The sequence below is a fragment of the Micromonospora sp. C31 genome (assembly GCF_018070575.1).
Classification (GTDB): Bacteria; Actinomycetota; Actinomycetes; order Mycobacteriales; family Micromonosporaceae; genus Micromonospora.
Genome location: NZ_JAGPXN010000022.1, coordinates 14,719 through 36,233, shown reverse-complemented (window position 1 = coordinate 36,233; position 21,515 = coordinate 14,719). Strand labels below are relative to the sequence as shown.

20 protein-coding genes are annotated in these 21,515 nt (G+C 72.8%); 8 read left to right on the top strand and 12 right to left on the bottom strand.

The features are described 5' to 3' along the window. Window positions 1-83: 83 nt before the first annotated feature. The 3 genes from KBX06_RS24030 to KBX06_RS24020 all read right to left on the bottom strand — a co-directional run bounded on the left by KBX06_RS24030 (window position 84) and on the right by KBX06_RS24020 (window position 2,931). Window positions 84-320 (bottom strand): acyl carrier protein, encoded by a 237-nt coding sequence (locus KBX06_RS24030; RefSeq protein ID WP_210838896.1) that lies wholly within the window; start codon window positions 318-320, stop codon window positions 84-86. Window positions 321-409: 89 nt separating this feature from the next. Continuing rightward, window positions 410-1,450 (bottom strand): beta-ketoacyl-ACP synthase III, encoded by a 1,041-nt coding sequence (locus KBX06_RS24025; protein ID WP_307854738.1) that lies wholly within the window; start codon window positions 1,448-1,450, stop codon window positions 410-412. Window positions 1,451-1,590: 140 nt separating this feature from the next. Then, window positions 1,591-2,931 (bottom strand): helix-turn-helix domain-containing protein, encoded by a 1,341-nt coding sequence (locus KBX06_RS24020; protein ID WP_210838892.1) that lies wholly within the window; start codon window positions 2,929-2,931, stop codon window positions 1,591-1,593. 326 nt (window positions 2,932-3,257) lie between these two features. On the opposite strand from KBX06_RS24020, the gene KBX06_RS24015 reads away from it, so the two are divergent. Beyond that, window positions 3,258-3,431 (top strand): hypothetical protein, encoded by a 174-nt coding sequence (locus tag KBX06_RS24015; protein WP_210838890.1) that lies wholly within the window; start codon window positions 3,258-3,260, stop codon window positions 3,429-3,431. A gap of 8 nt (window positions 3,432-3,439) precedes the next feature. Here the strand turns inward: KBX06_RS24015 and KBX06_RS24010 are convergent, their stop codons facing one another. After that, on the bottom strand, window positions 3,440-6,358 hold the full coding sequence (locus tag KBX06_RS24010; RefSeq protein ID WP_307854737.1) for a BTAD domain-containing putative transcriptional regulator: 2,919 nt from the start codon (window positions 6,356-6,358) through the stop codon (window positions 3,440-3,442). A gap of 405 nt (window positions 6,359-6,763) precedes the next feature. On the opposite strand from KBX06_RS24010, the gene KBX06_RS24005 reads away from it, so the two are divergent. Further along, window positions 6,764-7,162 carry a nuclear transport factor 2 family protein gene (locus KBX06_RS24005; protein ID WP_210838886.1) on the top strand — a complete coding sequence of 133 codons (399 nt, stop codon included), beginning with the start codon at window positions 6,764-6,766 and terminating at the stop codon, window positions 7,160-7,162. A 147-nt stretch (window positions 7,163-7,309) separates the two neighbouring features. Here the strand turns inward: KBX06_RS24005 and KBX06_RS24000 are convergent, their stop codons facing one another. Next, window positions 7,310-7,798 (bottom strand): hypothetical protein, encoded by a 489-nt coding sequence (locus KBX06_RS24000; protein WP_210838884.1) that lies wholly within the window; start codon window positions 7,796-7,798, stop codon window positions 7,310-7,312. Beyond that, a complete protein-coding gene (locus KBX06_RS23995) occupies window positions 7,791-9,092 on the bottom strand; it encodes a molybdopterin-dependent oxidoreductase (RefSeq protein WP_210838883.1) in 1,302 nt (433 codons plus the stop codon). The genes KBX06_RS24000 and KBX06_RS23995 overlap by 8 nt, the downstream gene beginning before the upstream one ends. Window positions 9,093-9,388: 296 nt before the next feature. On the opposite strand from KBX06_RS23995, the gene KBX06_RS23990 reads away from it, so the two are divergent. Continuing rightward, window positions 9,389-10,450: an NAD-dependent epimerase/dehydratase family protein gene (locus KBX06_RS23990; RefSeq protein WP_210838881.1), complete on the top strand. Its 1,062-nt coding sequence runs from the start codon at window positions 9,389-9,391 to the stop codon at window positions 10,448-10,450. 38 nt (window positions 10,451-10,488) lie between these two features. Here KBX06_RS23990 and KBX06_RS23985 read toward each other — a convergent pair whose 3' ends face one another. Beyond that, window positions 10,489-11,970, bottom strand: a complete 1,482-nt coding sequence (locus KBX06_RS23985; protein WP_210838878.1) for a hypothetical protein — start codon at window positions 11,968-11,970, stop codon at window positions 10,489-10,491. A gap of 145 nt (window positions 11,971-12,115) precedes the next feature. On the opposite strand from KBX06_RS23985, the gene KBX06_RS23980 reads away from it, so the two are divergent. The 5 genes from KBX06_RS23980 to KBX06_RS23960 all read left to right on the top strand — a co-directional run bounded on the left by KBX06_RS23980 (window position 12,116) and on the right by KBX06_RS23960 (window position 15,938). Next, entirely contained in the window at window positions 12,116-12,790 is a 675-nt protein-coding gene (locus tag KBX06_RS23980; RefSeq protein ID WP_210838876.1) for a glycosyltransferase family 2 protein, read from the top strand. Next, a complete protein-coding gene (locus KBX06_RS23975) occupies window positions 12,787-13,461 on the top strand; it encodes a DUF2064 domain-containing protein (protein ID WP_210838874.1) in 675 nt (224 codons plus the stop codon). Before KBX06_RS23980 ends, KBX06_RS23975 begins: the two co-directional genes overlap by 4 nt. Then, window positions 13,458-14,105: a bifunctional 2-polyprenyl-6-hydroxyphenol methylase/3-demethylubiquinol 3-O-methyltransferase UbiG gene (locus tag KBX06_RS23970; RefSeq protein WP_210838872.1), complete on the top strand. Its 648-nt coding sequence runs from the start codon at window positions 13,458-13,460 to the stop codon at window positions 14,103-14,105. The genes KBX06_RS23975 and KBX06_RS23970 overlap by 4 nt, the downstream gene beginning before the upstream one ends. Window positions 14,106-14,191: 86 nt before the next feature. Next, window positions 14,192-14,926: a response regulator transcription factor gene (locus tag KBX06_RS23965; protein ID WP_210838869.1), complete on the top strand. Its 735-nt coding sequence runs from the start codon at window positions 14,192-14,194 to the stop codon at window positions 14,924-14,926. Then, window positions 14,919-15,938: a sensor histidine kinase KdpD gene (locus KBX06_RS23960; protein ID WP_210838867.1), complete on the top strand. Its 1,020-nt coding sequence runs from the start codon at window positions 14,919-14,921 to the stop codon at window positions 15,936-15,938. The genes KBX06_RS23965 and KBX06_RS23960 overlap by 8 nt, the downstream gene beginning before the upstream one ends. 138 nt (window positions 15,939-16,076) lie before the next feature. On the opposite strand, the gene KBX06_RS23955 is transcribed toward KBX06_RS23960, so the two are convergent. From KBX06_RS23955 to KBX06_RS23935, 5 genes are all read right to left on the bottom strand, one after another. After that, window positions 16,077-18,428 (bottom strand): M48 family metalloprotease, encoded by a 2,352-nt coding sequence (locus KBX06_RS23955; RefSeq protein ID WP_210838865.1) that lies wholly within the window; start codon window positions 18,426-18,428, stop codon window positions 16,077-16,079. Between the two features lie 92 nt (window positions 18,429-18,520). Continuing rightward, window positions 18,521-19,012, bottom strand: a complete 492-nt coding sequence (locus tag KBX06_RS23950; RefSeq protein WP_210838863.1) for a hypothetical protein — start codon at window positions 19,010-19,012, stop codon at window positions 18,521-18,523. 287 nt (window positions 19,013-19,299) lie between these two features. Further along, complete coding sequence (locus KBX06_RS23945; RefSeq protein ID WP_210838861.1) at window positions 19,300-19,671, bottom strand: DUF1330 domain-containing protein; 372 nt, start codon at window positions 19,669-19,671, stop codon at window positions 19,300-19,302. 271 nt (window positions 19,672-19,942) lie between these two features. Next, window positions 19,943-20,830, bottom strand: a complete 888-nt coding sequence (locus KBX06_RS23940) for a cytochrome c biogenesis CcdA family protein (protein ID WP_210838859.1) — start codon at window positions 20,828-20,830, stop codon at window positions 19,943-19,945. Between the two features lie 2 nt (window positions 20,831-20,832). Beyond that, window positions 20,833-21,429: a redoxin domain-containing protein gene (locus tag KBX06_RS23935; RefSeq protein ID WP_210838857.1), complete on the bottom strand. Its 597-nt coding sequence runs from the start codon at window positions 21,427-21,429 to the stop codon at window positions 20,833-20,835. Between the last annotated feature and the right edge of the window lie 86 nt (window positions 21,430-21,515).

Below are 21,515 nucleotides of genomic sequence, written 5' to 3'. Positions count from 1 at the left end.
ACCGCGACGTCTTCAGGTGTGTGAAGAGACGCGCGGTGGGCCGGCGGTGGAACTACGGGCGGCGGAACGGACCGGGCGGACGGTCACTGCTTCCGCTGGATGAGGTCCAGGATGTCCTGGACGCTCTGCACGGTGGCCAACTCGTCGTCGCTGACCTCGATGTCGAAGATCTTCTCGACCTTGACGAGGATGTCGACGAAGGTCAGGGAGTCGATGCCCAGGTCCTCGCTGAGCAGATGGGTGGGGCCGATCTGCTCCACCGCCAGGTCCGGCACCTGCTCCAGGACGATCTCGTTGACTCTCTCCAGCGTGTTCAGCACAGTTGTCTCCCATCAGGGTGGTGGCACTGACGTGCCTCGGTGCGGTTGGTTCGGTCGTCCCGACGCGGTCGCGTCGGCTGTCGCGCAGGTCAGTCGGCCGGTTCGGTGAGGCTCAGCTCGGGCCAGGTGAGGGCGGCGGCGGCCCAGGTGGCGCCGCCGCCGAAGGCGGCCAGCAGCACCTTGTCGCCAGGGGTGAAGGTGCCGGCGGTGACGGCGTCGACGAAAGCCAGCGGGATGGACGCGGCGGAGGTGTTGGCCACCTTGTCGACGTTGATGACAGCCTTCTCGGCGGGGATGCCGATGGCCTCGGCGGTGGCGGTGAGGATGCGCCGGTTGGCCTGGTGGGCGACGAGCCAGTCGACGTCGTCGACGCTCCAGCCCATCTCGTCGAGCACGGCCGTGGCGGCGCCGGTCATCCGGGCGATGGCGTGCTTGTAGACGGACCGGCCGGCCATGGTGAAGTAGCTGTGGTCGTTGTCGGTCGGCACGCCGATGGAGCGTTGCCGGGAACCGCCGGCCGGGGTCTTCATGATGTCCAGCAGGTCGCCGTCGCTGCCCATCAGCTGGGCGGTGACGCTGCCCTGCTCGTCGTGGCCACCGGCCCGGACGACCACCGCGCCGGCACCGTCGCCGAAGATCGGGGAGGTGATCTTGTCCGACTCGTCGAGGATCGTGGAGATGGCGTCGGCGCCGATCACCAGCCCGGTGCGGTACGTGCCGGTGGCCAGCAGCCCGGCGCTGACCGACAGGGCGTAGACGAAGCCGGAGCAGGCGGCGTTGAGGTCGAAGGCCGCGATGCCCCGCAGGCCGAGTCGGGCGGCGACGGCCGGGGCGGTGGCGGGGAACGGGTGGTCGGGGGTGCAGGTGGCCAGGACCAGGAAGTCGACGTCCGGGTTGCCACAGGACTCCAGGGCCCGCCGTCCCGCCTCCACGGCCAGGTCGGAGGTGGCACCGTCGGGCTCCAGGACGAACCGTTGCTCGATGCCGGTCCGGTCGCGGATCCAGTCGGTGGTGACGCCGAGCCGCTCGGCGACCTCGTCGTTCTTCACCGCCCGGTCGGGGACGTACGCGCCGAGGCCGGCGATGACGGCCGTGCGGGTTTGTTTCCTGTACTCGACGTTCGCCGACACAGTTCGTCCTCCCTCGTGTCGTGGTCGGGCGGCCCGGCGCCGCGCCGGCCGCTTGCTGCTCGGTGGTGCAGTCATTGAACCGGCGTGCCACGGTGCCGGGCGGCAGTTGTTCCGGCACCCGCGCAGCAGTTGCCCGCTGCTCAGGCCCCGACGTGGGCCGGGACGCCGGGCGCGAGGCGGGGCGCGGCGTGCAGCTGGGCGGCCCGGATCAGGTGCAGGATCCGGAACCAGGACTGCCCGGCTTCGTAGCTGGGCCGCACCAGGCCGCGCAGCACCAGGTCACGTACTGTCCGCCCGCTGTCGGGCAGGCTTCGACCGGTCAGCACGGTGACGTCCGCCAGTCCGAAGCGGTCGCCGCGGTGGCACAGTTCGGCGAGCAGGTCCCGGTCGGCGGCGGGCAGCGCGGCCAACCGGTGTTCGAGGGCGTCCCGCAGCCGGATGTCGCCGTCGGCGCCCGCGAGGTGGTGCAGCAGTCCCGCCGGATCCGCGTGCAGGCACTGGTGCAGGGTCGGCACGTCGTACACGACCAGCCAGGACGCGACGGCCTGCAACGCCAGCGGCAGCCCGTCGACCCGCCGGCAGATGTCGGCGACGAGCCGGCTGTCGGTAGCGGTGAGGGTGAAGTCGGCGCGGACCCGGCGGGCCCGTTCCACGAACACCCGCACGGCGGGGCTCTGCCCGATCGTGAGCGGGTCGTCGTCCTCGGGCACGGCCAGCGGGGTGAGCAGGAACGTCCGCTCCCCCGGCAGGCGCAGGGGTTGGGCCGCGGTGACGAGGATCCGCAGACCGGGGCAGTCGCGCAGCAGCGTGGCGACGCGGTCGGCGCGGACGACGGGATCGGTGACGCCGTCCACGACCAGCACGGGCGGCCGGTCGGCGACGGTGTCGACGAACGCGGCGATGTCGTCGGTGCCGTCGTCGGCACCGAGTAGTTGGTGGACGCAGGCCCGTACCAGGGCGGCGAGGCGGTCACCGCCGGTGGGGGCGGCGTCGGCCGCGTACCAGAGCACCGGCGTACGCTCGGCGGTGTGCAACCGGGTCACCACCTCCAGGGCGAGGCGGGTACGGCCCACGCCGTCCACCCCGGCCACGGTGACCAGCCGTTCGGCGCCGGAGGCCAGCTCGCCGGTCAGGGTCGAGGTCTCGGCCTCCCGGCCGACCAGCACGTCCAGGGCGAAGGGCGGGGCGGGGGGATCCGCCTCGTAGGCGGCCTTGACCGCCCAGCTGGTGCGCCCCTGGTTGGCGGCGGTCTCCAGTTCAGCGCGGGCCCGCAGGCCCAGCCGTAGCCCGTCGGCGATCAGCCGTACGGTGTCCTGACGGGGCCGCCGCGCCCGACCCTGTTCGAGGTCGCGGATGGCCCGGACGCTGACCGTCGAGAAGTCAGCCAGTTCCCGCTGGGTCAGCCCGATGCGCAAACGGTGCTGACGGACCAGCGTCCCGAACTGTGGAACGTCCTCGCCAGTGCCCACGTCGATGCTCATGTTGCGGTCTCCACTTCTCCGGCGGCAGTGGACGAGCCGGTGCCACGCTGTCGCGTTGGTGTGGCGCAGCAATTCCGTCACCGGATATCCGCTCGTCCGAGTCAATGTTTCGGGTGCCGCTATCGGCCGGGCACCGCGCGTCCTATCATCGACGTATCGGCAGCTCAGGACCCGTTTGATGAGCGCCGCGGGTCGGCTCGCTATCACCGGGGCAGGCGGCGTCCACAATGGTGATAGCGCCGGGATAACCGCTGGGATAAGGCCGGGATTCCGCCGGTGGTTAGCGTTTCGTCAACACCCCAGGGAAACGCTGACAAGGAGTCGACATGGGCCGCATTTCCACCGTCAAGGTCTTCGTTCTCGCCGCCGCCACCGCCGGCGTCATCGCCCTCGGCGCGACGGCCGCACAGGCCTCCGACGGTTCCGCTCCCACGCCGACCGGCACGGTGGCGACCCCCACCCCCACCACGTCGCCCTCCGGCAACAACCCCTGGGACTGACGGCAGGCTCAGGAGGCGGCAGAGCCCAGGGCCACCAGCTCGTCGGCCAGGACCTCCGCCTCCCGTGTCTCGTGCCACATCCCCCGCGCCCGGAAGGTCTCCGCAGCCTGGTCGAGCAGCTCCCGGGCCGGCACCGGTTCGCCGACCCGGGCCAACAGCCGGGCCAGGTCCAGCCGTACCAACGCCGCCCCGCCGTGGTCCATGATCTGCTCACGTACGGTCAGGGCGCGCTCGAAGGCGTCCCGCGCCTGCGCGTGACGGCCCGCAGCGGCGTGCACCTCGCCGAGGTTGCGCAGCAGGTGCCCCTCGCCGATGATGTCCCGGCCGTGCCGCACCATGTCGAGCACCCCGGTCAGGGTCCGTTCCGCCTCCGCGTGTTCGCCCATCTGTAACTGCACCTGGCCGGCCCGCCGCAGGGCACGGGCCTCGCCCTGGGCGTAGCCGACGGACCGGAAGACGTCCAGCGCCTCCTCCAGTTGGGCCTGGGCGACGGCGCTGTGCCCCCGCCGCATCCAGATGTGCGCGCTCTGGGTGAGCACCGTCGCGCGGCCCACCACGTCGCCGACCCGGTCGAAGTCGCGGGCGGCCTGCTCGTAGCGCACCAGCGCCCGGTCGTCCTCGCCGGCCTGCCGATCGAGCAGGGCCAGGTCGCGGCGGCACAGGGCGAGCCCGTGCACCTCCCCCAGTTCGTCGAAGATCTCCAGTGACGCGGTGAGCGCCCGGCGTGCCTCCTCCGGATGCTGCCGGCTCAGGTGCATGGTGCCCAGCGACGCGAGCACGGCGGCGACGCCGCGCCGGTTGCCGGCCTCCCGGGTGGCCTCCAGCGCCCGCTGGTGGGTGCGTTCCCACAGGTCGAAGTAGCCGCGCGCCTCGAACAGCGTCACCAGGGTGGTGGCCAGGTCCCAGCACAGCTCGTCCAACCCGGCCTGGGCGGCCTGCTCGACGGCCAGGCAGAGGTTCGCGTGCTCCGTGTCCAGCCACTCGATCGGATCGGTGAGCAGGTCGTCGACGTACCCGGCGGGCAGCTGCCAGCGCCGGCCCGAACCGCGCAGCACCGTGTAGTCGCCCCCGTAGATCCGCGCGTGGGCCTGCTCGGCGAGCGCCAGCCAGCCGCCGAGCATGCGTTCGGTCGCGGCGAGCTGCACGGCGGGGCTGTCGTGCAGGGTCAGCTGCTCGCGGGCGAACAGCCGGATCACCTCGTGGAAGCGGTAGCGGAACTCGCCGGTGCGCTCCACCGCGACCGCGTCGAGCATCTGCACGTCGACCAGGGGCTCCACCAGGTCTGACGGGAAGGGCCGGTGGTCGTCGAGCAGCGCACCCGCGACCCAGCCGGGCACGGCCGGCCCCTCGGCCAGGCTGAACAGGCGCAGCAGGCGTCGATCGGTGCGGCTGAGGCCGTCGTGGGTCAGCGACAGGCTGGCCCGGATGGTCATCTCGCCGTGCGCCAGCTCGTCGAGCCGGTGCCGTTCGTTGGCCAGCCGGTGCACCATGGACGCCAGCGTCCAGTGCGGGCGGGCGGCCAGCCGGGCGGCCACGATCCGCAGCGCCAGCGGCAACCCGCCGACCGTCCGGACCAGGGCGGCGGCAGCCTCCGGTTCCCGGGCCACCCGCCCGGCGCCGACCACCCGGCCCAGCAGGTCGAGCGACTGTTCCTCGTCGAACACGTCCAGCTCGACGCGCTGCGCCCCGGGCAGGGCGGCCAGCCGGGACCGGCTGGTCACCACCACGGCGCAGCTGCTGCTGCCGGGCAGCAGCGGGGCGATCTGCCGTTCGCTGGCGGCGTCGTCGAGGACCACCAGCATCCGCCGGGCGGCCAGCAGTGTCCGGTACATCTCGGCGCGTTCGTCGGTGTCGTCGGGGATCACCGGACCGGGGATGCCCAGTGCCCGCAGGAACCGGCCGAGCATGTCCTTGGCGCTGACCGGTTCGGGCCCGGCCCCCCGCAGGTCCCCGTAGAGCTGTCCGTCGGGAAACCGCTCGCCGAGGCGGTGGGCGATGTGGGTGGCCATCGCGCTCTTGCCGATCCCGGGCTTGCCGGCGATCACCACCAGGCCGAGCGCGCGCTGCCCGTCGCCGCCCAGCAGCGCGGCCTCCGCGGTGCGCAGCACCGCCTCGTCGGCGACGAAGTCGGCGGTGTCGGCTGGCAGTTGGTGGGGCTTCTCGTCCCCGTACGCCGGCGGGGGCGCCGCCATCGGCGGGGCGGCGCGTTCGGGCGGGTAACCGGCCGGCGCGGCGCTCAGCAGCGCCGGATCCCCGGCGAGGATGGCGTTCTCCAGTTGTCGCAGCTCCTCCCCCGGCGCCAGGCCCAGCTCGTCGGCGAGCAGTCGGCGGCCGGCGCGGTACACATCGAGCGCCTCGGCCTGCCGCCCGGAGCGGTACAGGGCGAGCATCAGCTGGCCCCGCAACCGCTCCCGCAGCGGGTACTCGTCAACCAGTCGGCGGACCTCTCCCACCATCTCGTGGCAGCGGCCCAGGCTCAGCTCCAGCTCCAGGTACGTCTCGACCGCGGTCAGCCGGTCCTCGTCGAGGCGTTGCCCCCAGACGCGCAGCACGTCGCTGGGGATGCCGTCCAGGCAGGGGCCCCGCCACAGGGACACGGCGCCGCGCAGCGACTCGGCGGCCTCGGCGGCACGGCCCTCCTTGACCAGCACCCGGGACGCGGCCACCTGACGGTGGAACAGGTGCAGGTCGACCGCGTCCTCACCGGTACGCAGCAGGTACCCGGGCGCGCGGGACACCACCGTGGCGGCGACGCGGGCCTCGGTGAAGCTCTTGCGCAGCCGGGAGATGCAGATCTGGATCTGGGTGCGGGCGGTGTCCGGCGGTTCCTCCGGCCAGATGAGGTCGAGCAGCCGGTCGGTGCCGACGACCCGGCCGGCCTCGATCAGCAGACAGGCCAGGATGATCTCCTGGCGTCCGGGCGGCACGCGTACCGGACCGTCCGGCCCGTCGACCTGTAGGGGCCCCAGGATCCGGAAGACGACCCCGGTAGGGAGTACTGGACTGGCGATGGTTGAGTCGGGCATGAATCTCCAGAGCCAGCTATTGCGGGAGCAGCATTTCCCGTAACAGCTCACCTCATCGCGGCGACTCCTGTAAATCAGCGCGGTTAACCGTCAGTTGTACCCGTTGGTATGTTGCGCGACCGGGGCGATCGATGATTCGGTGGCCCGGTCCGGCGCACCACTGTGCCGCGACATGCCGTCATGCTGCCGAAAGTGGTCACCCCCGCGGAGAAAGCGCCGTGATAGGCCGGAGATGCCTGCCCCACCGACAGTCTTCCCACAGCCACCAGCGGGTGGGCCAACGGGGAACAGGCAGAGGAGATCCCGATGAGCGGCGACGGGAGCCTGCGGACGCGCAGCAGGGCAGCGACGGCGGCAGGGGTCGACCACGTCCACCTGTCGTACCACTATCTCGACACCGGCGACATCGACGGTTACGGCTCCCTCCTCGACGAGGACGCCCAGGTGCGCCGCCCGGACCTGGCGCAGGGCCGCGGCCGGGCCGAGGTGCTGCGTACCCATGCCCAGATCGCCGGGCCACCCACCCGGCACCGCATCTACAAGGTCGTCGCCGACGGCGACGCGGTCGCGGTGACCGGCCGCTACACCTGCGCGGACCAGCGCGGGCAGACCGGCACGGACGTCGACTTCGTCGACGTTTTCACCCTCACCGACGAGGGGATGCTGCTCGGCTACCGGCGGTTCTACTACGTCGCGCCCGCCTGACCAGCGCCCCTGCCGCCCGTCAGGGCGGGCGCCGACGCGGGGCCCGGAGGACTGCTGGTCGCGGTGGTGGTGCAGTCGTGGGGGCGGCGGTCGACGCCCGCGCGCGGCTCTGGCGCTGCCGGTCCCGCCGTCGCCGTGGACGGTGCGCTATGTTCGCGGGCCACGAGGTGTGTCCGGCCCCGAGAAGATGACCTTCCGAGTGGCACCTCGCCGCAGTGCGTAGAGCACCGCGCTGACGGCGAAGATCGCTGCGCTGGCCACCAGCCAGCGGGCCAGCAGCGGCTGCGGGGTCAGGCCGGTCGCCGCCGTGTACGTGTCGCCGCCCAGGCCGAGGATGCTGGGCAGGTAGACGAGCAGGAGCAGCCCGGAGGCGAGCGCGGGCACCCGTACGTGGTTCAGCGCCGATCGACGCCCGGTGCCGGCCATCGCCGCGCGCAGCGCCCGATCGACCAGGGCGTAGAGCGGGAACAGGAACAGGTCGTGGGCGATGACCGCGCCGACGAACCAGAGCAGCATCCGCCCCGCGGTCGCCTCTCCGGCCAGCCGCAAGGCTATCCAGCCGGTCACCGCGAAGCAGCCGAGCAGGAGCAGCAGATGCCAGGGGGCGGCGCCGTAGTGACGCCGGAAATCAGTCACCGGGCGGCTCCTCGAAGGTGATCCTGCGGACCCACTTCGTACAGTGCACGCCAGGCAGCGCAGGCACGATGATCCGCGCCGGATAGCCGTGGTCGGCCGAGAGATCGACGCCGTTGACCCGCAGGGCGAGCATCGAGTCGGGGTGGCGGACCTGGTTGACCTGCAACCGGGCCTGACGGAACAGACCGGCCTGTTCCAACGACTCGACCCGCGCCACGGCGCTGTCGGGGGCGCCGACCAGAGCGGCGAGGTCCCGCAGCCGGACCCCGGTCCAGGTCTGCGTCGTCGACCACCCCTCGACGCAGGCGATCGGCAGGTCCGCGGTGTGCTGCGTCATCGCGAGCAGGCCGTCGCGGTCCACCTCGACCGTACGGCTGCCGCCGCGCACCGTCAGTCGCCACCGGGCCCCGGTGTCGGCGGTCCGGACACCGGCCGCGGCGGCGGTCCGGTTGACCGGGAACCCGTTCGGTCCGTCGTCGGGCTGCCGCCCCCTGGGCAGCAGCAGCGCGGTCCGGCGCAGCACGCCGTCCAGGCTCTGCCCGACGGTCAGCGCCGCCAGCAGCAACGCGCCGCCCCCGGTCAGGGCGAGAACGCCACGTCGGCTCATCGTCGCCGGGCCGGGCCGGCGGGCCACCAGCCCGTCCGGATCCGCCGGCTCCGGCACGCTCTCCTCCACCGTCGTACGCGTGAGGCGCGGGCCGCGCAGCGCGGAGATCGTCCGAGGAAGCTTGATCAGCACGTGCGTGACGAGGGCGGCGGTGAAGATCCAGGCGCCGTACCAGTGCGCGGTGTAGAAGTCGAAACCGAACAGGTACGCGTACTGGATGTTGAGCAGACCGGTGGCCATCTCGAAGAGGATTCCGCCCACCAACAGCAGCAGCGACAGCCGTTCGAGCACCTGGGCCGGCGAACGGGCCGGCGGCCAGTCGAACAGCTTGGGTACCACCGACCAGAGCTTCGCCACCACCACCGGAACCAACACGATGCCGAGCGTCACGTGCAGCCCCTGGGTGAGCCGGAACAACCAGGCGGGGCGGGTCGGCCAGTCGAAGACGAGAGGGCGCAACCAGCCCACGTCGCTGGGGAACGCCTGGCCGAGCCGAGGGCCGTAGGCGATCCAGTCCAGGAGGCCCGTGATGATCACCAACGGTAGCGTGGCGAGCAGGACGACGCCGAGCACGGACGTCAACCACGGGCCACGCACCGGACTGCGCCACGCGTTGGTGACGGCGTCCGCTCCGGGAGGGCGGTGCCGGTCCAACGCGCGCCACAGCCGAGCCGGGTAGGCGTGCACCGGCGTACCGACCGCCCCGGCGGAGCGCCCAGGACCGTCGGGCGTGCGCCTCGGCTCACCATGGTCGGCTCCCGCAGGTGGATCGTCAGACGGCGGGTCGGCTGGCACGGTTCCTCCTCCAGTCGGCGAGGGCGTCGGACCGGACGCGACGGGCTCCGTGCAGGACGCTAACCGGCAACGGTGCCCTCGGGCGGGCTTTGCGGCATTACCGAAGGCTTACCGGCCGTCCCTTACGAAGTGCTGACGTCGGAGCCGAACCGGCCCCGACGGCCGCCCCGCTGACCTAGCGTGACGCAATGCGGGTACTCGTCACCGGCGCCGCCGGCTTCATCGGATCGCAGGTCGCGGACCTGCTCGTGGCTCAGGGGCACCAGGTGGTGTGCCTGGACGCGCTGCTGCCCCAGGCGCACGGCAGCGTGCTGCCCGACTGGTTCCGCCGCCACGATCCGGTCGTCGGCGACGTCCGCGATCCGCACCTGCTCGACGGTCTGCTGACCGGGGTCGATGCCGTGTGTCACCAGGCGGCGATGGTCGGGCACGGGCTGGACCCGTCGGATGCTCCCGACTACGTCAGCCACAACGACTACGGCACGGCGGTGCTGCTGGCAGCGATGCACCGCACCGGCGTGTCCCGTCTGGTGTTGGCCAGTTCCATGGTCGTCTACGGAGAGGGGCGATACACCTGCGCCCGGCACGGGGTCGTTCGACCGGCCCCACGTCGCGAGGCCGATGTCGCCGCCGGCCGGTACGACCCCACCTGTCCGACCTGCGCCGGCGCGCTCACCAGCGCGCTCGTGCCGGAGGACGCCCCGCTCGAACCGCGCAGCACCTACGCGGCCAGCAAACTGGCCCAGGAGCATCTGGCCGCCGCGTGGAGCCGGCAGACCGGGGCAGGGGTCTGGGCGCTGCGCTACCACAACGTGTACGGCCCCCGGATGCCCCGCGACACTCCGTACGCCGGAGTCGCGTCGATCTTCCGGTCGGCGCTGGCAGGTGGTCGGCCGCCACGGGTCTACGAGGACGGCTTGCAGCGGCGCGACTTCGTGCACGTCTCCGACGTGGCACGCGCGAACGTGCTGGCGCTCACCGCTGCGGCTCCGGACGGCCTGGTACCGGTGAACGTCTGCTCCGGCCAGCCGCACACCGTCGGCGATCTCGCCACCGCCCTGGCGGCGGCGATGGACGGGCCAGCACCGGTGGTCGTCGGCGGCGCCCGGGCCGCCGACGTGCGGCACGTCGTCGCCGATCCCGGCCGCGCCCGCGAACTGCTCGGATACACCGCCCAGGTCAGCTTCGTCGACGGAGTGACCGCCTTCGCCACGGATCCGCTACGGGAACCGGCCGTCGTGTCGGCCTGAGCCTCGCCCCACCCGCCCGTCGGCGGCAGGGGGTCGGCTCACGAGACGGTGAACAGCAGGTGGTTGACGGCGAGGGCGGTGAGCGCCTGCCCGGCCAGCCACCAGCGGTGCGTCGCGGCGGGCAGCTGCACGACGGCGACGAGCAACCAGACCGTGAACGGCAGCCAGATCCGCTCCACCTCTGCCTTGCTCATGCCCGACAGGTCGGCGGCGAGCACCGCGAGCACCGCGGCGGCCGGCAGCAGAACGGTAGGCCCGAGTGTCTCGACCCGTCGCGCGAGCGCGCCGAGCCGCTGGTGTCGAGGCGCGACGCGGGTCGACGGGTCGCCGGCCGGGCCCGGTCCGCTGGTCCCGGGCGTCGACGCGGGCAGTGCGGGGGAACTGTCCCACGCCCGCCAGGCCCGGCGGGCCGAGTGCAGAGTACGGCGCAGCGCCGGCCCGACCACCGGCCCGGCGGAGAGCAGCAGCGCCGCCAGGTTGGCCCAGACCCAGTATGCGTAGGGACGCTCGGCCGCCCAACCCTGGTAGTAGCGCTCGACCACCCGGTCGTACCCCTGCCACCAGTGGAACCCGGCGACGGTGAACGCCACCGCCACCGCGGCCACGCCGGTCGCGCCGGCGAGCAGCGCGGCACCCCGGCCCTTCGGACGCAGCGCGAGCACGACGAGAGCCAGGGGCGCGACGAGCACGAAGCCGTAGGACAGGTACAGCGCGAAGCCGAGCAGTACGCCGCCGGCCGACGCGGTCGCGGTTCCGCGTACCGCCAGCAGCGCGAGGCCGGCGGCTACCATCCCGGTGAAGAGACCGTCGGCGGAGGCACCCACCCAGACCGCTCCGGGCAGCAGCACCAGGAACGGCAGCACCGCCCGGGCGGCCCCGCCGGCGCCCAGGGCCCGTAGGGCGATCGGCACGGACACCACGACGCTCGCCCCGACCAGGACGCAGGCCAGCGCCGCCGCCGTGCCACCCCCCAGGCCCACCCGGTCGAGCACGACGAACACCAGCAGGGCACCCGGTGGGTGCCCGGCCGTGTGGGTGGACCACGAGTCCGGCTGGAAGTCCAGGATGCGGTCGGCGAAACCGGCCAGCATCTGCCCGACGTCGGTCACCCGGGGTACCTCGTGCAGATACTCCGCCTGCGGGGTGAGCCGTCTAGTCAGCCCTTCCGACCAGCCGTCCACGAGTGCCAGGGCGAGCGTCCAGCCGACCGCCGCCAGGTAGCCGACGGACAGCAGGGAGCCCCATCGGGCGGTACGGGCCCACTGCGTTCCGGGCCCGACCACCGCGACGGCGATCGCCAACGCGGCCGGCGTGCCCCAGCCCAGGTGCGGCTTCCAGGTGGCGTAGAGCGGCGCGGCGTCGGCGTACAGGCCCACGCCTGCGCGGTTGAGCGTCGCGCCCACTGCCACGGCGGTGACCAGCAGCATCGCCTCGACGCCCAGCACCAGCAGGTCGCCCCGGTGACGGTTCGGGACGCGGGGGTCGACGGACGGGCGGGAAGCGGTGGCACCGGGTCTCATGTCGACCGGACGGTACGGACCGGGCCCCGTCCCGTCAGCCAGTTCGCCGGTATGTCACCGGACGGTAAGAAGTGTCGGTGCGGTAAGTGTTCCGTAAGGTCGAATCGGGCGCCGACCGCCCCGGGCCGGCCCTAGCGTCGGCGGTATGCCGACACAGATCGACGTGGTGCTGCCGTGCCTGGACGAGGCCGCTGCCCTGCCCGCCGTGCTGACCGCGTTGCCGCCCGGATACCGGGCGATCGTGGTGGACAACGGCTCGCGCGACGGCTCACCCGAGGTGGCCGCCCGGCACGGTGCGCGGGTGGTGCACGAACCACGGCGGGGCTACGGGGCCGCCGTGCACACCGGGATCGAGGCAGCCGACACCGAGTTGGTCTGCGTGCTCGACGCCGACGGGTCCTTCGCCCCCCGGGAGCTACCCGCCCTGGTCGCCCTCGTCGCCGACGGGGTCGCCGATCTGGCCGTCGGCCGTCGTCGGCCGGTCGGTGTGGGGGCGTGGCCCTGGCACGCCCGGGCGGGCACGGCGCTGGTCGCCGCGCTGCTGCGGCACCGGGGCGTGCCGCTGCGTGACCTCAGCCCGATCCGGGTGGCCCGTCGGGAGGCACTGCTCGCCCTCGGAGTCACGGACCGGGCCTTCGGCTATCCCCTGGAGCTGTTGATCCGGGCCGCCGCGGCGGGTTGGCGCATCCACGAGGTCGATGTCACCTACGCCCCGCGCGCTGCCGGCACCCGTTCCAAGGTCTCCGGCTCCGTACGGGGCACCCTGCGGGCCACCCGGGACTTCGCCGCCGTGTTGCGTACCGTACGGGAGCCCCGGTGACCGTCGTGCTGGTGATGGCCAAGGCGCCCGTGCCCGGCCTGGTGAAGACCCGGCTGTGCCCGCCGGCGACTCCCGTCCAGGCCGCCGAGTTGGCCGCCGCCGCGCTGCGGGACACCCTGGATGCCGTGGGCGAGACACCAGGGGCGACACCCGTCCTGGCGTTGGCCGGGCACCTCGCTGACGCCGTGGACGGCGTGGCGTTGACCGCCGCCCTCGCCGGTTGGTCGGTCCTGCCGCAGCGGGGAACGGGTCTCGCCGACCGGCTCGCGCACGCCCACCTCGACGTCGCCGGGGCGTTCCCCGACCGTCGGGTGCTGCAGATCGGGATGGACACCCCGCAGCTGACCCCGGCGCGGCTGGCCGCCGCCATGTGCCGGCTCGAGAGCGCCGACGCAGCGCTGGGGTACGCCCACGACGGCGGCTGGTGGGCGCTGGGGCTACGCGACCCCCGGCAGGCGGTGGTGCTGCGCGCGGTGCCGATGTCGACACCGCAGACCGGGCGGTCGACCTGGTCCGCGCTGACTGGACGCGGGTTACGGGCCGTGCCGCTGCCCGTGTTGCGCGACGTCGACGACTGGTCCGACGCGTGCGCCGTGGCGGCGGCGGCCCCGGATGGCCGGTTCGCCCGCCGGGTCGAGGCCGTGCGTCGTGCCATGGTGGTACGCGCGTGAACGGCGACGGTTTCGCCTCCGCTCTACGCGACCCGGCCGGCGACGTGCACTGGCTGATGCCTGCGGACGGGCCCCGCCGCCGTCTGCCGGTGAAGCGGTGGCATCGGGCGGCCACCCCGGCGGACGCCACGGTGGTCGCCCGCTGTGCCGGCCCCACCCTCGACCTGGGGTGCGGTCCGGGCCGGATGTCGCTGGCGCTGACCAGGGCCGGGCTCAGCGCCGTGGGGGTGGACGTGTCGTCGCAGGCGGTGGCGTTGACCCGGGCGCGCGGCGCGGTCGCCGTGCACGCCGACCTGTTCGGCCCGCTGCCGGCCGAGGGGCGGTGGGCACACACGGTGCTGCTCGACGGGAACATCGGCATCGGGGGCGACCCGGTGGCTCTGCTGCGACGGTGCGGAAAGCTGCTGCGTCCGTCCGGCACGGTGCTGGTAGAGCTGGAACCGCCGGGCGCCGGCACCTGGCAGGGGCAGGTCCACGTGGCGACCGGACGGCACCGTGGCCCGGCCTTCCGCTGGGCGTGGCTGGACACGGATGCGGTGTCGGGCGCCGCCGCTGCGGCGGGGCTGGCGGTCGGCGAGGTGTTCCGTTGTGGCTGTCGCTGGTTCGCCGAGTTGACCCGCCTGGACCGTCCCGCCGCACCGTGAACGCCACCCCTGGCAGGGCGCAGCCGTAAGAACCTGGCAAGCTTCCGGCCGGCCGCCGGCGCCCGGTTCGTCGCTACGCTGACCGGATGGATGCGGCCGGGGCGGGGCGGGAACGAGGGCACCAGACGAAGCAGCAGGTGCTGGTGGTCGACGACGACCACAACGTCAGCGACGTGATCTGCCGTTACCTGGAGCACGACGGTTTCCAGGCCCGCCACGCGGGCGACGGGGCAGCGGCGTTGGCGGCCGTCGCCAGGCAGACGCCGGACCTGGTGGTGCTCGACCTGATGCTGCCCGAGGTCAACGGCCTGCAGGTGTGTCGTGAACTGCGGGCCGGGCCCCACGGCGTACCGATCATCATGCTCACCGCGCTCGGTGACGAGGCCGACCGGATCCTCGGCCTGCAACTGGGTGCGGACGACTACCTGACCAAACCCTTCTCGCCGCGGGAACTGGTGCTGCGGGTGCGTTCGGTGCTCCGCCGTGCCGGCGGTGAGCAGACCCTCGGGCGGCCGGAGACTCTCACCGACGGCAGCCTGACGGTGCGGACCGGCCCCCGCACCGTCCATCTCGCCGGCCGGGAGGTCGCTCTGACCATGCGCGAGTTCGACCTTCTCGTCCACCTGATGCGGCATCCGGCCCGGGTGTTCACCCGAGCCGAACTACTCGAGCGGGTCTGGGGCTGGAACTTCGGCGACCACTCGACCGTGACCGTGCACGTGCGACGCCTGCGCGAGAAGATCGAGGCCGACCCCGCCAACCCCCGCCGGCTGGTGACCGTCTGGGGCATCGGCTACCGGTACGGGCCGGCCGTTGCGTGACCTGGCACTGATCTTCGCGATCGCCCTCGGCGCGGCGCTCGCCGCTGGCGTCGCCGGAGCGCTGCTGCTGCGTCTGCTCCGAGGCAGCTCGATCATCGTGCACGTCTGCGTGCTGCTCACCACGGCGGTGGTCGCGGTCGTCCTCGGAGTCGTGGCGGTCGCGGAGGCGATGTTCCTGTCCCCGCACGACCTGGAGGTGGTGTTGATCACCGTCGGCGCGGCGGCGGTGGTCAGCCTCGGCGTCGGCGGGCACTTCGGCCGCCGGTTGGCCACCGCCGCGGTGTGGGCCGACCAGGCCCGCGACCGGGAGCGGCAGGTGGAGGCCGGGCGTCGGGACCTCGTCGCCTGGGTCTCCCATGACCTGCGTACCCCACTCGCCGGACTGCGGGCGATGGCGGAGGCGTTGGAGGACGGCGTCGTCCGTGATCCCGCGACGGTCGAGGAGTACCACCGGCGTATCCGGCTGGAGACGGACCGGATGACCAGGCTCGTCGACGACCTGTTCGAACTGTCCCGGATCAACGCCGGGGCCCTGCGGCTGTCCATGGCGGCGGTGCCGCTCGGGGAGGTGGTCTCGGACGCGCTGGCCAGCACCGCCCCGTTGGCCGCAGCCCGACGAATCAAGCTGGTCGCCGCGGAGTCCGGCTGGCCGACGGTCGCCGCCAGCGAACCAGAGCTGGCCCGGGTGGTGGCAAACCTGCTGCTCAACGCGGTGCGCTACACGCCACCGGACGGCACAGTACTCGTCGAGGCCGGCCGCGACCGGGACCTCGCCTGGCTGTCCGTCGCCGACACCTGCGGCGGCATCCCCCCTACCGACCTGCCTCGGCTCTTCGACGTCGCGTTCCGGGGCGAGCCCGCCCGTTCCCCCCGCGCCGCGGGTGGTGACGGCGCGTCCGGAGGTCTCGGGCTGGCGATCGTGCGCGGACTGGTCGAAGCGCACGGCGGCCGGGTCGAGGTGAGCAACACCGCAGACGGATGCCGGTTCGTCGTCCGGCTCGCGGCCGTCTGAGCCTCGACCACCTCCCACTAATCCTGGAACCGGTGCCGCATGACGGCGGGCAGCCCAGCTCACCGGCCTCGTCCGGCCGAAGGGGCAGGCCTACCGTCGCCGGCTCGTCACTGCTTGATCGACCTCGCATGCTCGAAGTCAGCCGATAGAGCCGCGTAGCCACGTCTCGTGTGCCGACGTCCGAATGCCCCACACAAGCAGCGCGGTGACCGCGAGCAGCAGAACGAGACCGACCGCCGCGACTCTCCCGGCCCGGTGGCCCGTCGCCGTCGGTTCGTCGTCACCGGTGGTGTTAGACGGCGACGGACCGTTGGGGGCGACGATCCACCTGGCGGCCACGGTTGCCGCCAGCACCAGTGGAATCGCCACGATGAGTCCCTGCACGAGGATCCAGTGCGCGGTCCTGGACATGGCCTCCAGGTCCGATGTGGCGCGGCACAACCCGTTGCCGGTCAGGCAGCGAACCGGCCCGGCCAGCCACCAGATGGCCGCGGTGGCGGCAACCGTGGTGACCGTCGCGGCAAGCAGGGCCAGTGCTGGCCGTCGCGAGTCTCCTCTGATCAGCACTATCGCCATGGCGATGGCCAGCAGCACCGAGCCGACAGCGAGGGTGGCGTTGTCGACCACGGCGTCGAAGGACATCTCGGCTGGCTGCGGAACGGCCTGGCGCACCTCGACGGGAAGCACCAGACCGGCGGCCACGGGCAGCAGAACGCCGATCAGCGCCGCCACGGCGCCGCCGCCAAGTCCGAGCAGTGTGGCCCACCACAGGGCCCGCCAGCCGGGCGCGTTCCACGCTAGCAGCGCCGGTACCAGCCAGAGGGCGGTCAGAGCTGGCAGGGTGAGCGGATTGTGCACCAACCGGTCCGCCGGCCCCAGCTCCGCGGTGCTCACCATGGCGACCGCCGCATACCAACCGTCACCCTCGGCCGGTGCAGGACCCAAGCTCAGCGCGAACCCAAACCGGATCATGCTGTACGGCAGCCACACCGCGAGCGCCGCCCCGCCGGCCAGGCCGGCGGCACCCAATGTCGCCGGGAGTGCCCAGCGCGCCGGTCCGCCGGACCTGACCGCCGCGCTGGTCGTTGCCGAGGCTGCCGTCGGATCGGTCCGGCGAGTTGCCGACCCGGACAGAACCGCGCGGGCCGTCGAGTCAGTCCAGGCGGCCAACGCCACTGCGGCAACCGTGAGGAGCAGACCTGCGACCAGGGTGGATGCCGGGCCGGAACCGCCGATCGAGCCTGGCGTGCCCGTGATCACGGCCAGTGACATCAGTGTCCCCACCAGAAACGATCCCACCAGGACCGGTCCGCTCGTGAGCCAGAACGGCACCCGGTGTGCCGGTGCGGCGTTCGCGACGGCTGCCTGCGCTGCTCGCCAGACCGTCGACGCGAGCATGGCCCCCAGCCACGGCCCGACCGCCAGCCCGAGCAGTGCGGTGCCGAGTAGCGGGTCCAGTCCGAGGCCGAGGCCTGCTGTCAGTGCCAGGTTCGTGGTCAGGACGCCCGCCGGGAGACCGGCGGCGACAAGGTTCCAGTGCGTCGGCCGTGACGCCTCCCGGGGGTCTCGAATCGCACGGAGACGTCTGCCGGGAAGCGGATGGGTGCCCCACCGGTCGAGCCACCGGCCCGGCGCAGGGAGCCGTTCCAGGATCGCGGTCATCGCGGCAGCCGTTGCGCCCGCGTCGGCGGCCACCCTGTCGGCGTACGTCTCGCGTGCCCGCAGCACCGCGTTGCGCAGCAGGTAGACCAGACACCCGAGGGCGATCAGCGTGCCGAGGAACCGGGCGGTGAACCCCGGCGCGGACACGATCGTGCTGGTTCTCCACGTCCAGCGGGTGGGCGCGGTGATGAGGCCCGGATGCACGAGCAGGAGCAGCGGTGGTAGCACAGCCACCAGCAGGTACGCCCGCCATACTGCGATCGTGAGGTAGGTGAGGTCGACGTCTCGGTTGCGCAGATGCGCCAACTCGTGCGCCACGACAGCTCGGAATGCTGGCGCGTCGGTGGCCCGCAACACCAGCAGCCCGGCGTCCAGCTGGATCCGCCGCCGGCCCGGCAGGCCGTACGCCTGACCGCTCGGGGTGCCCCGATGAGGCACCAGCCACCACTGCGGTGCCCGGGTCAGACCCGAGTCACGGCGCAGGCCGTCGAGGTCGTCTGCCAAGCCATGGACGAGGTCCGACGGAAGCCGCCGCGCCCGACTCCGCCGCACGATCCACCACGGGTGGGCGAGGTACAGGGCGACTGCCACCACGACGAGGACGCCGAGCCCGACGGCGACCAAGGTGAACGGTTCGGCGACGGCCGGTCGCAGGCAGGACCGGAACTCGACCTGCAGCGCCTCGCGTCGCAACGCGTCGTCCAACATGCCCTCAGCTGCGAGCCGGGCGACCCCGGCATCGAACGCGGAGTCGCATTCGGTCCTGCGAAGTTCGTAGGCCGCAAGCCGGCTCGGCGGGTAGAAGCCGATGGCGAGGAAGATGGTCACGCTCGTGGCCAGGACCGCGCCGATGAGAAGAGCGAAGTATGCAGCCGGCGCACCCGGAGCGGCACGCTGGCCGGTCGAGCGCGCCACGGCGGTCAGCGGCCCCCGCCGCCCAGCCGGCCCTGCCCGACGACCGCGTCGGCGATGAGCGCCGCCCGGTCAGGATCGACACCGCCACGGACCGCGACCCGCTCGACGATCCGCCGCACCTCGGACCACTCCTGCCCGGTCAACTCCAGCGGCGCCTCCGTCTCCGCTTCCGATGCCCCCCGCTGCCGTGGCGCAGCCCGAAAGGCCCGACGGAGTGCGGCCGAGGTGACACGGTGCCCCTTATGCATCCCCCGTTCCACGACATAGCGCACCACCTCTGTCATCGCGGCCAGCGTCACCGGAGTCAGCAGCACCAGCACCTCGGGCAAGCCGAACGCCAGCGGCCCGCTGCGGCGCGCCGACTCCGCGTACGCGTCGGGATCGGCGAAGTGCGCCTCGCTCAGCAGAGGGAACAGGTCTCCCTCGCCCGGCGAGAACCGCTCGACCATCGGCCTGGCAAGGTCGACCAACAGCGATCGGTCCGACTCCGGCCGCATGCGATCCCCCGTTACCTTCCGTGTCGGACAGAACACGATTCACTGTAGGGGTCGCTGCTACCGGGCGGAAGACGCTCCAGTGCCGAGGACGGTGCGCCGCTCGGTCCGGAGACATCCATCCATCCGTACCCGACCATTGAGCCGTTGGACCGGCGCGGCCAAGCTGACCTGGCCCGATCTGCGGCCGAGCTCGAAGTACGAGCAGGCCGACGGAAGCGGTACGCTTCTGCGCCGCCGCCTTCGCCTCGTCGGGAACGTGCCCGTGTCCGGCCAGCGGCCCAGGCCGATCAGCCGCGGATCCACGGGGTGGTCGGCTGCAGTACGGCCTCCCGCAGGGCGCCCGTACGCCACCGGGTGACCTCCTGGTACTCCGGGTCGGCGACCATCCGACAGAAGGCCGCCCGGCTCGGGTATCGCACCAACAGCACGGCGTCCCAGACCTGCCCCTCCTCCGCGACGAGGGCCGGCTCGCCGTCACCGGCGTAGAGCACCTCGCCGCCGTGGCGCGGCAGAAACGTCTCCCGCAGCGCGGAAGCGTAGCGATCGTACGACTCCCGGCCCTCCTCGGCGAAGCGCAGGAGGTTCAGCATCACCACCGGTCCCTCGGGGTCCGCGGCGAGGAACTCCTTCAGATCGCGGCCAGTAGGGTCGACTGCCATCGGTACGCCTCCGGGCTGCTCGTCGGAGGCGACATCACACCACAGTCAACTCGAAACGCAAAGCGGTTGAGTGGCGGCGGGCCGGCCAGCAGAGGGGTGGTTTCCTACGATACCCGTGTCCGGGTAGGCCGGCGTCGCAGCGCTTCAGCGAGACAGAGCGCTCTCAAGGTCGCCTTCGACGGCGACGGGCGGCCCTTGATCCCGCGCTTCTTCGCCCCGTCGTACAACTGCTCCCTGGTGTGGTGGAGTGACCAGGGTGCTGTCCCGATCCTCAGTCGGACGGGCGACGGCCCTGCGGGGCCGGTGCTCGGCGCCGGCGCCCCAGTGTCACGCCGGCGGCCAGGGCGAGCAGCGCCAGCGCCAGCGCGGCGACGGTCCACGGCCCCAGCCCCGCCAGCCAGCCGCTGAGCGCCGTCTGGACGGCGCCGGCCGCGTCGATGACCGGGTCGTCCGGGTCACCTCGACCGGTGAAGACCCGCACCTCGTACCATCCGTACCAGGCCACGTATCCACCGGTGACCATCAGCAGCAGGCCGGCGACACGCCCCAGCAGCGGTGCGGCCCGACGGGTACGTCGCACCAGTGAGTCGCGGGCCAACGCGACGGCCAGTGCGGCGGCGCCTACCGCGAGCCCCATACCCAGCGCGTACGCCACGAAGAGGCCGATGCCGGAGAGCGCCGACCCGGCGCGGAAGCCGGCGACCACGACGGCCAGGAAGGGGCCGATGGTGCAGCCGAGCGAGGCGATCGCGTAGGCCATGCCGAACAGCACCATCGAGCCGAACCGCCGGCGGACCGCCGGTCCGGTCGCCATCTTCGGCGTGAAGGCCGGCAGCTGGCGTCCGGCCAGCAGCCAACCACCGGCCGCCACCAGGGCGAGACCGATCAGTATCGACACCCAGGGCAGGTGACGGGCGACCGCGTCCGCCGCAGGGGCGGCGAGCAGCCCGAACGCGCCGAACACCGCGACGAACCCCAGGGTCATGGCGCCGGTCAGCGCGACGGCCCGGCCGATCGGTGCGAGCAGGCCCCGCTCGGCCGCCGGCTCGTCGCCCAGCACCAGCATCGACAGGTACGCGGGCAACAGTGCGAAGCCGCACGGGTTGACCGCGGCCAGCAGCCCGGCGCCGACCGCCAGGCCGTAGGGAGTGTCCGGCATAGTCAGTTCAGCCCGGCGACCCGCTTGCGCAGGTCCGCCGGGGACAGTGGTCCGGAGTGCACGACGGTGCCGGCCGAGTCGAGGAGCACGTACTGTTCCTGACTGGTCACCTCGAAGCGGCGCCAGACCTGGCCGTCGTCGTCGGCCAGGTGGGGGAAGCCCTCGATCCCGGTCTCCTTCGCGAACCGTCGCATCGCTGCGTCGCCGCTGCCGAGCCCGGCCACGCCGACCACGTTGACCCGGCCCGCGTTCTCGCGCTGCACGGCGGCGATCTCGTCGGCGACGGCACGGCAGCGGGTACACCAGGCCGCCCAGAACCACAGCACCGCAGGCCTGCCGGCGAGGCTGCTGCCCGAGAAGGCCGCGCCATCGATCGTCCGGCCGGTGAACGAGATCGTCTCCGGGGTTGCGGGGTTCGTCGCACCGCTGGCCGCCGGGCCGACAGTGCCCGCAGTGGTCGACTGGGCCGCTGCGCCTGGCCCGGCGGTCGTGCCGTCCGGGGCGGCGGGTGGCTCTGTGCCGCCGCAGGCGGCGAGGGCGAGGACGACCGCCGTCAAGGCGGCCACACCGGGCAGGAAAGCGGTACGGGGACCGGGCATGAGCGGATACTAGCCCGGCCGCCGACCGGGCAGGATTACCGCTTTCTTACGTGCAGTTGGGACGCCGTCGCCGACCGGGGCAGCCG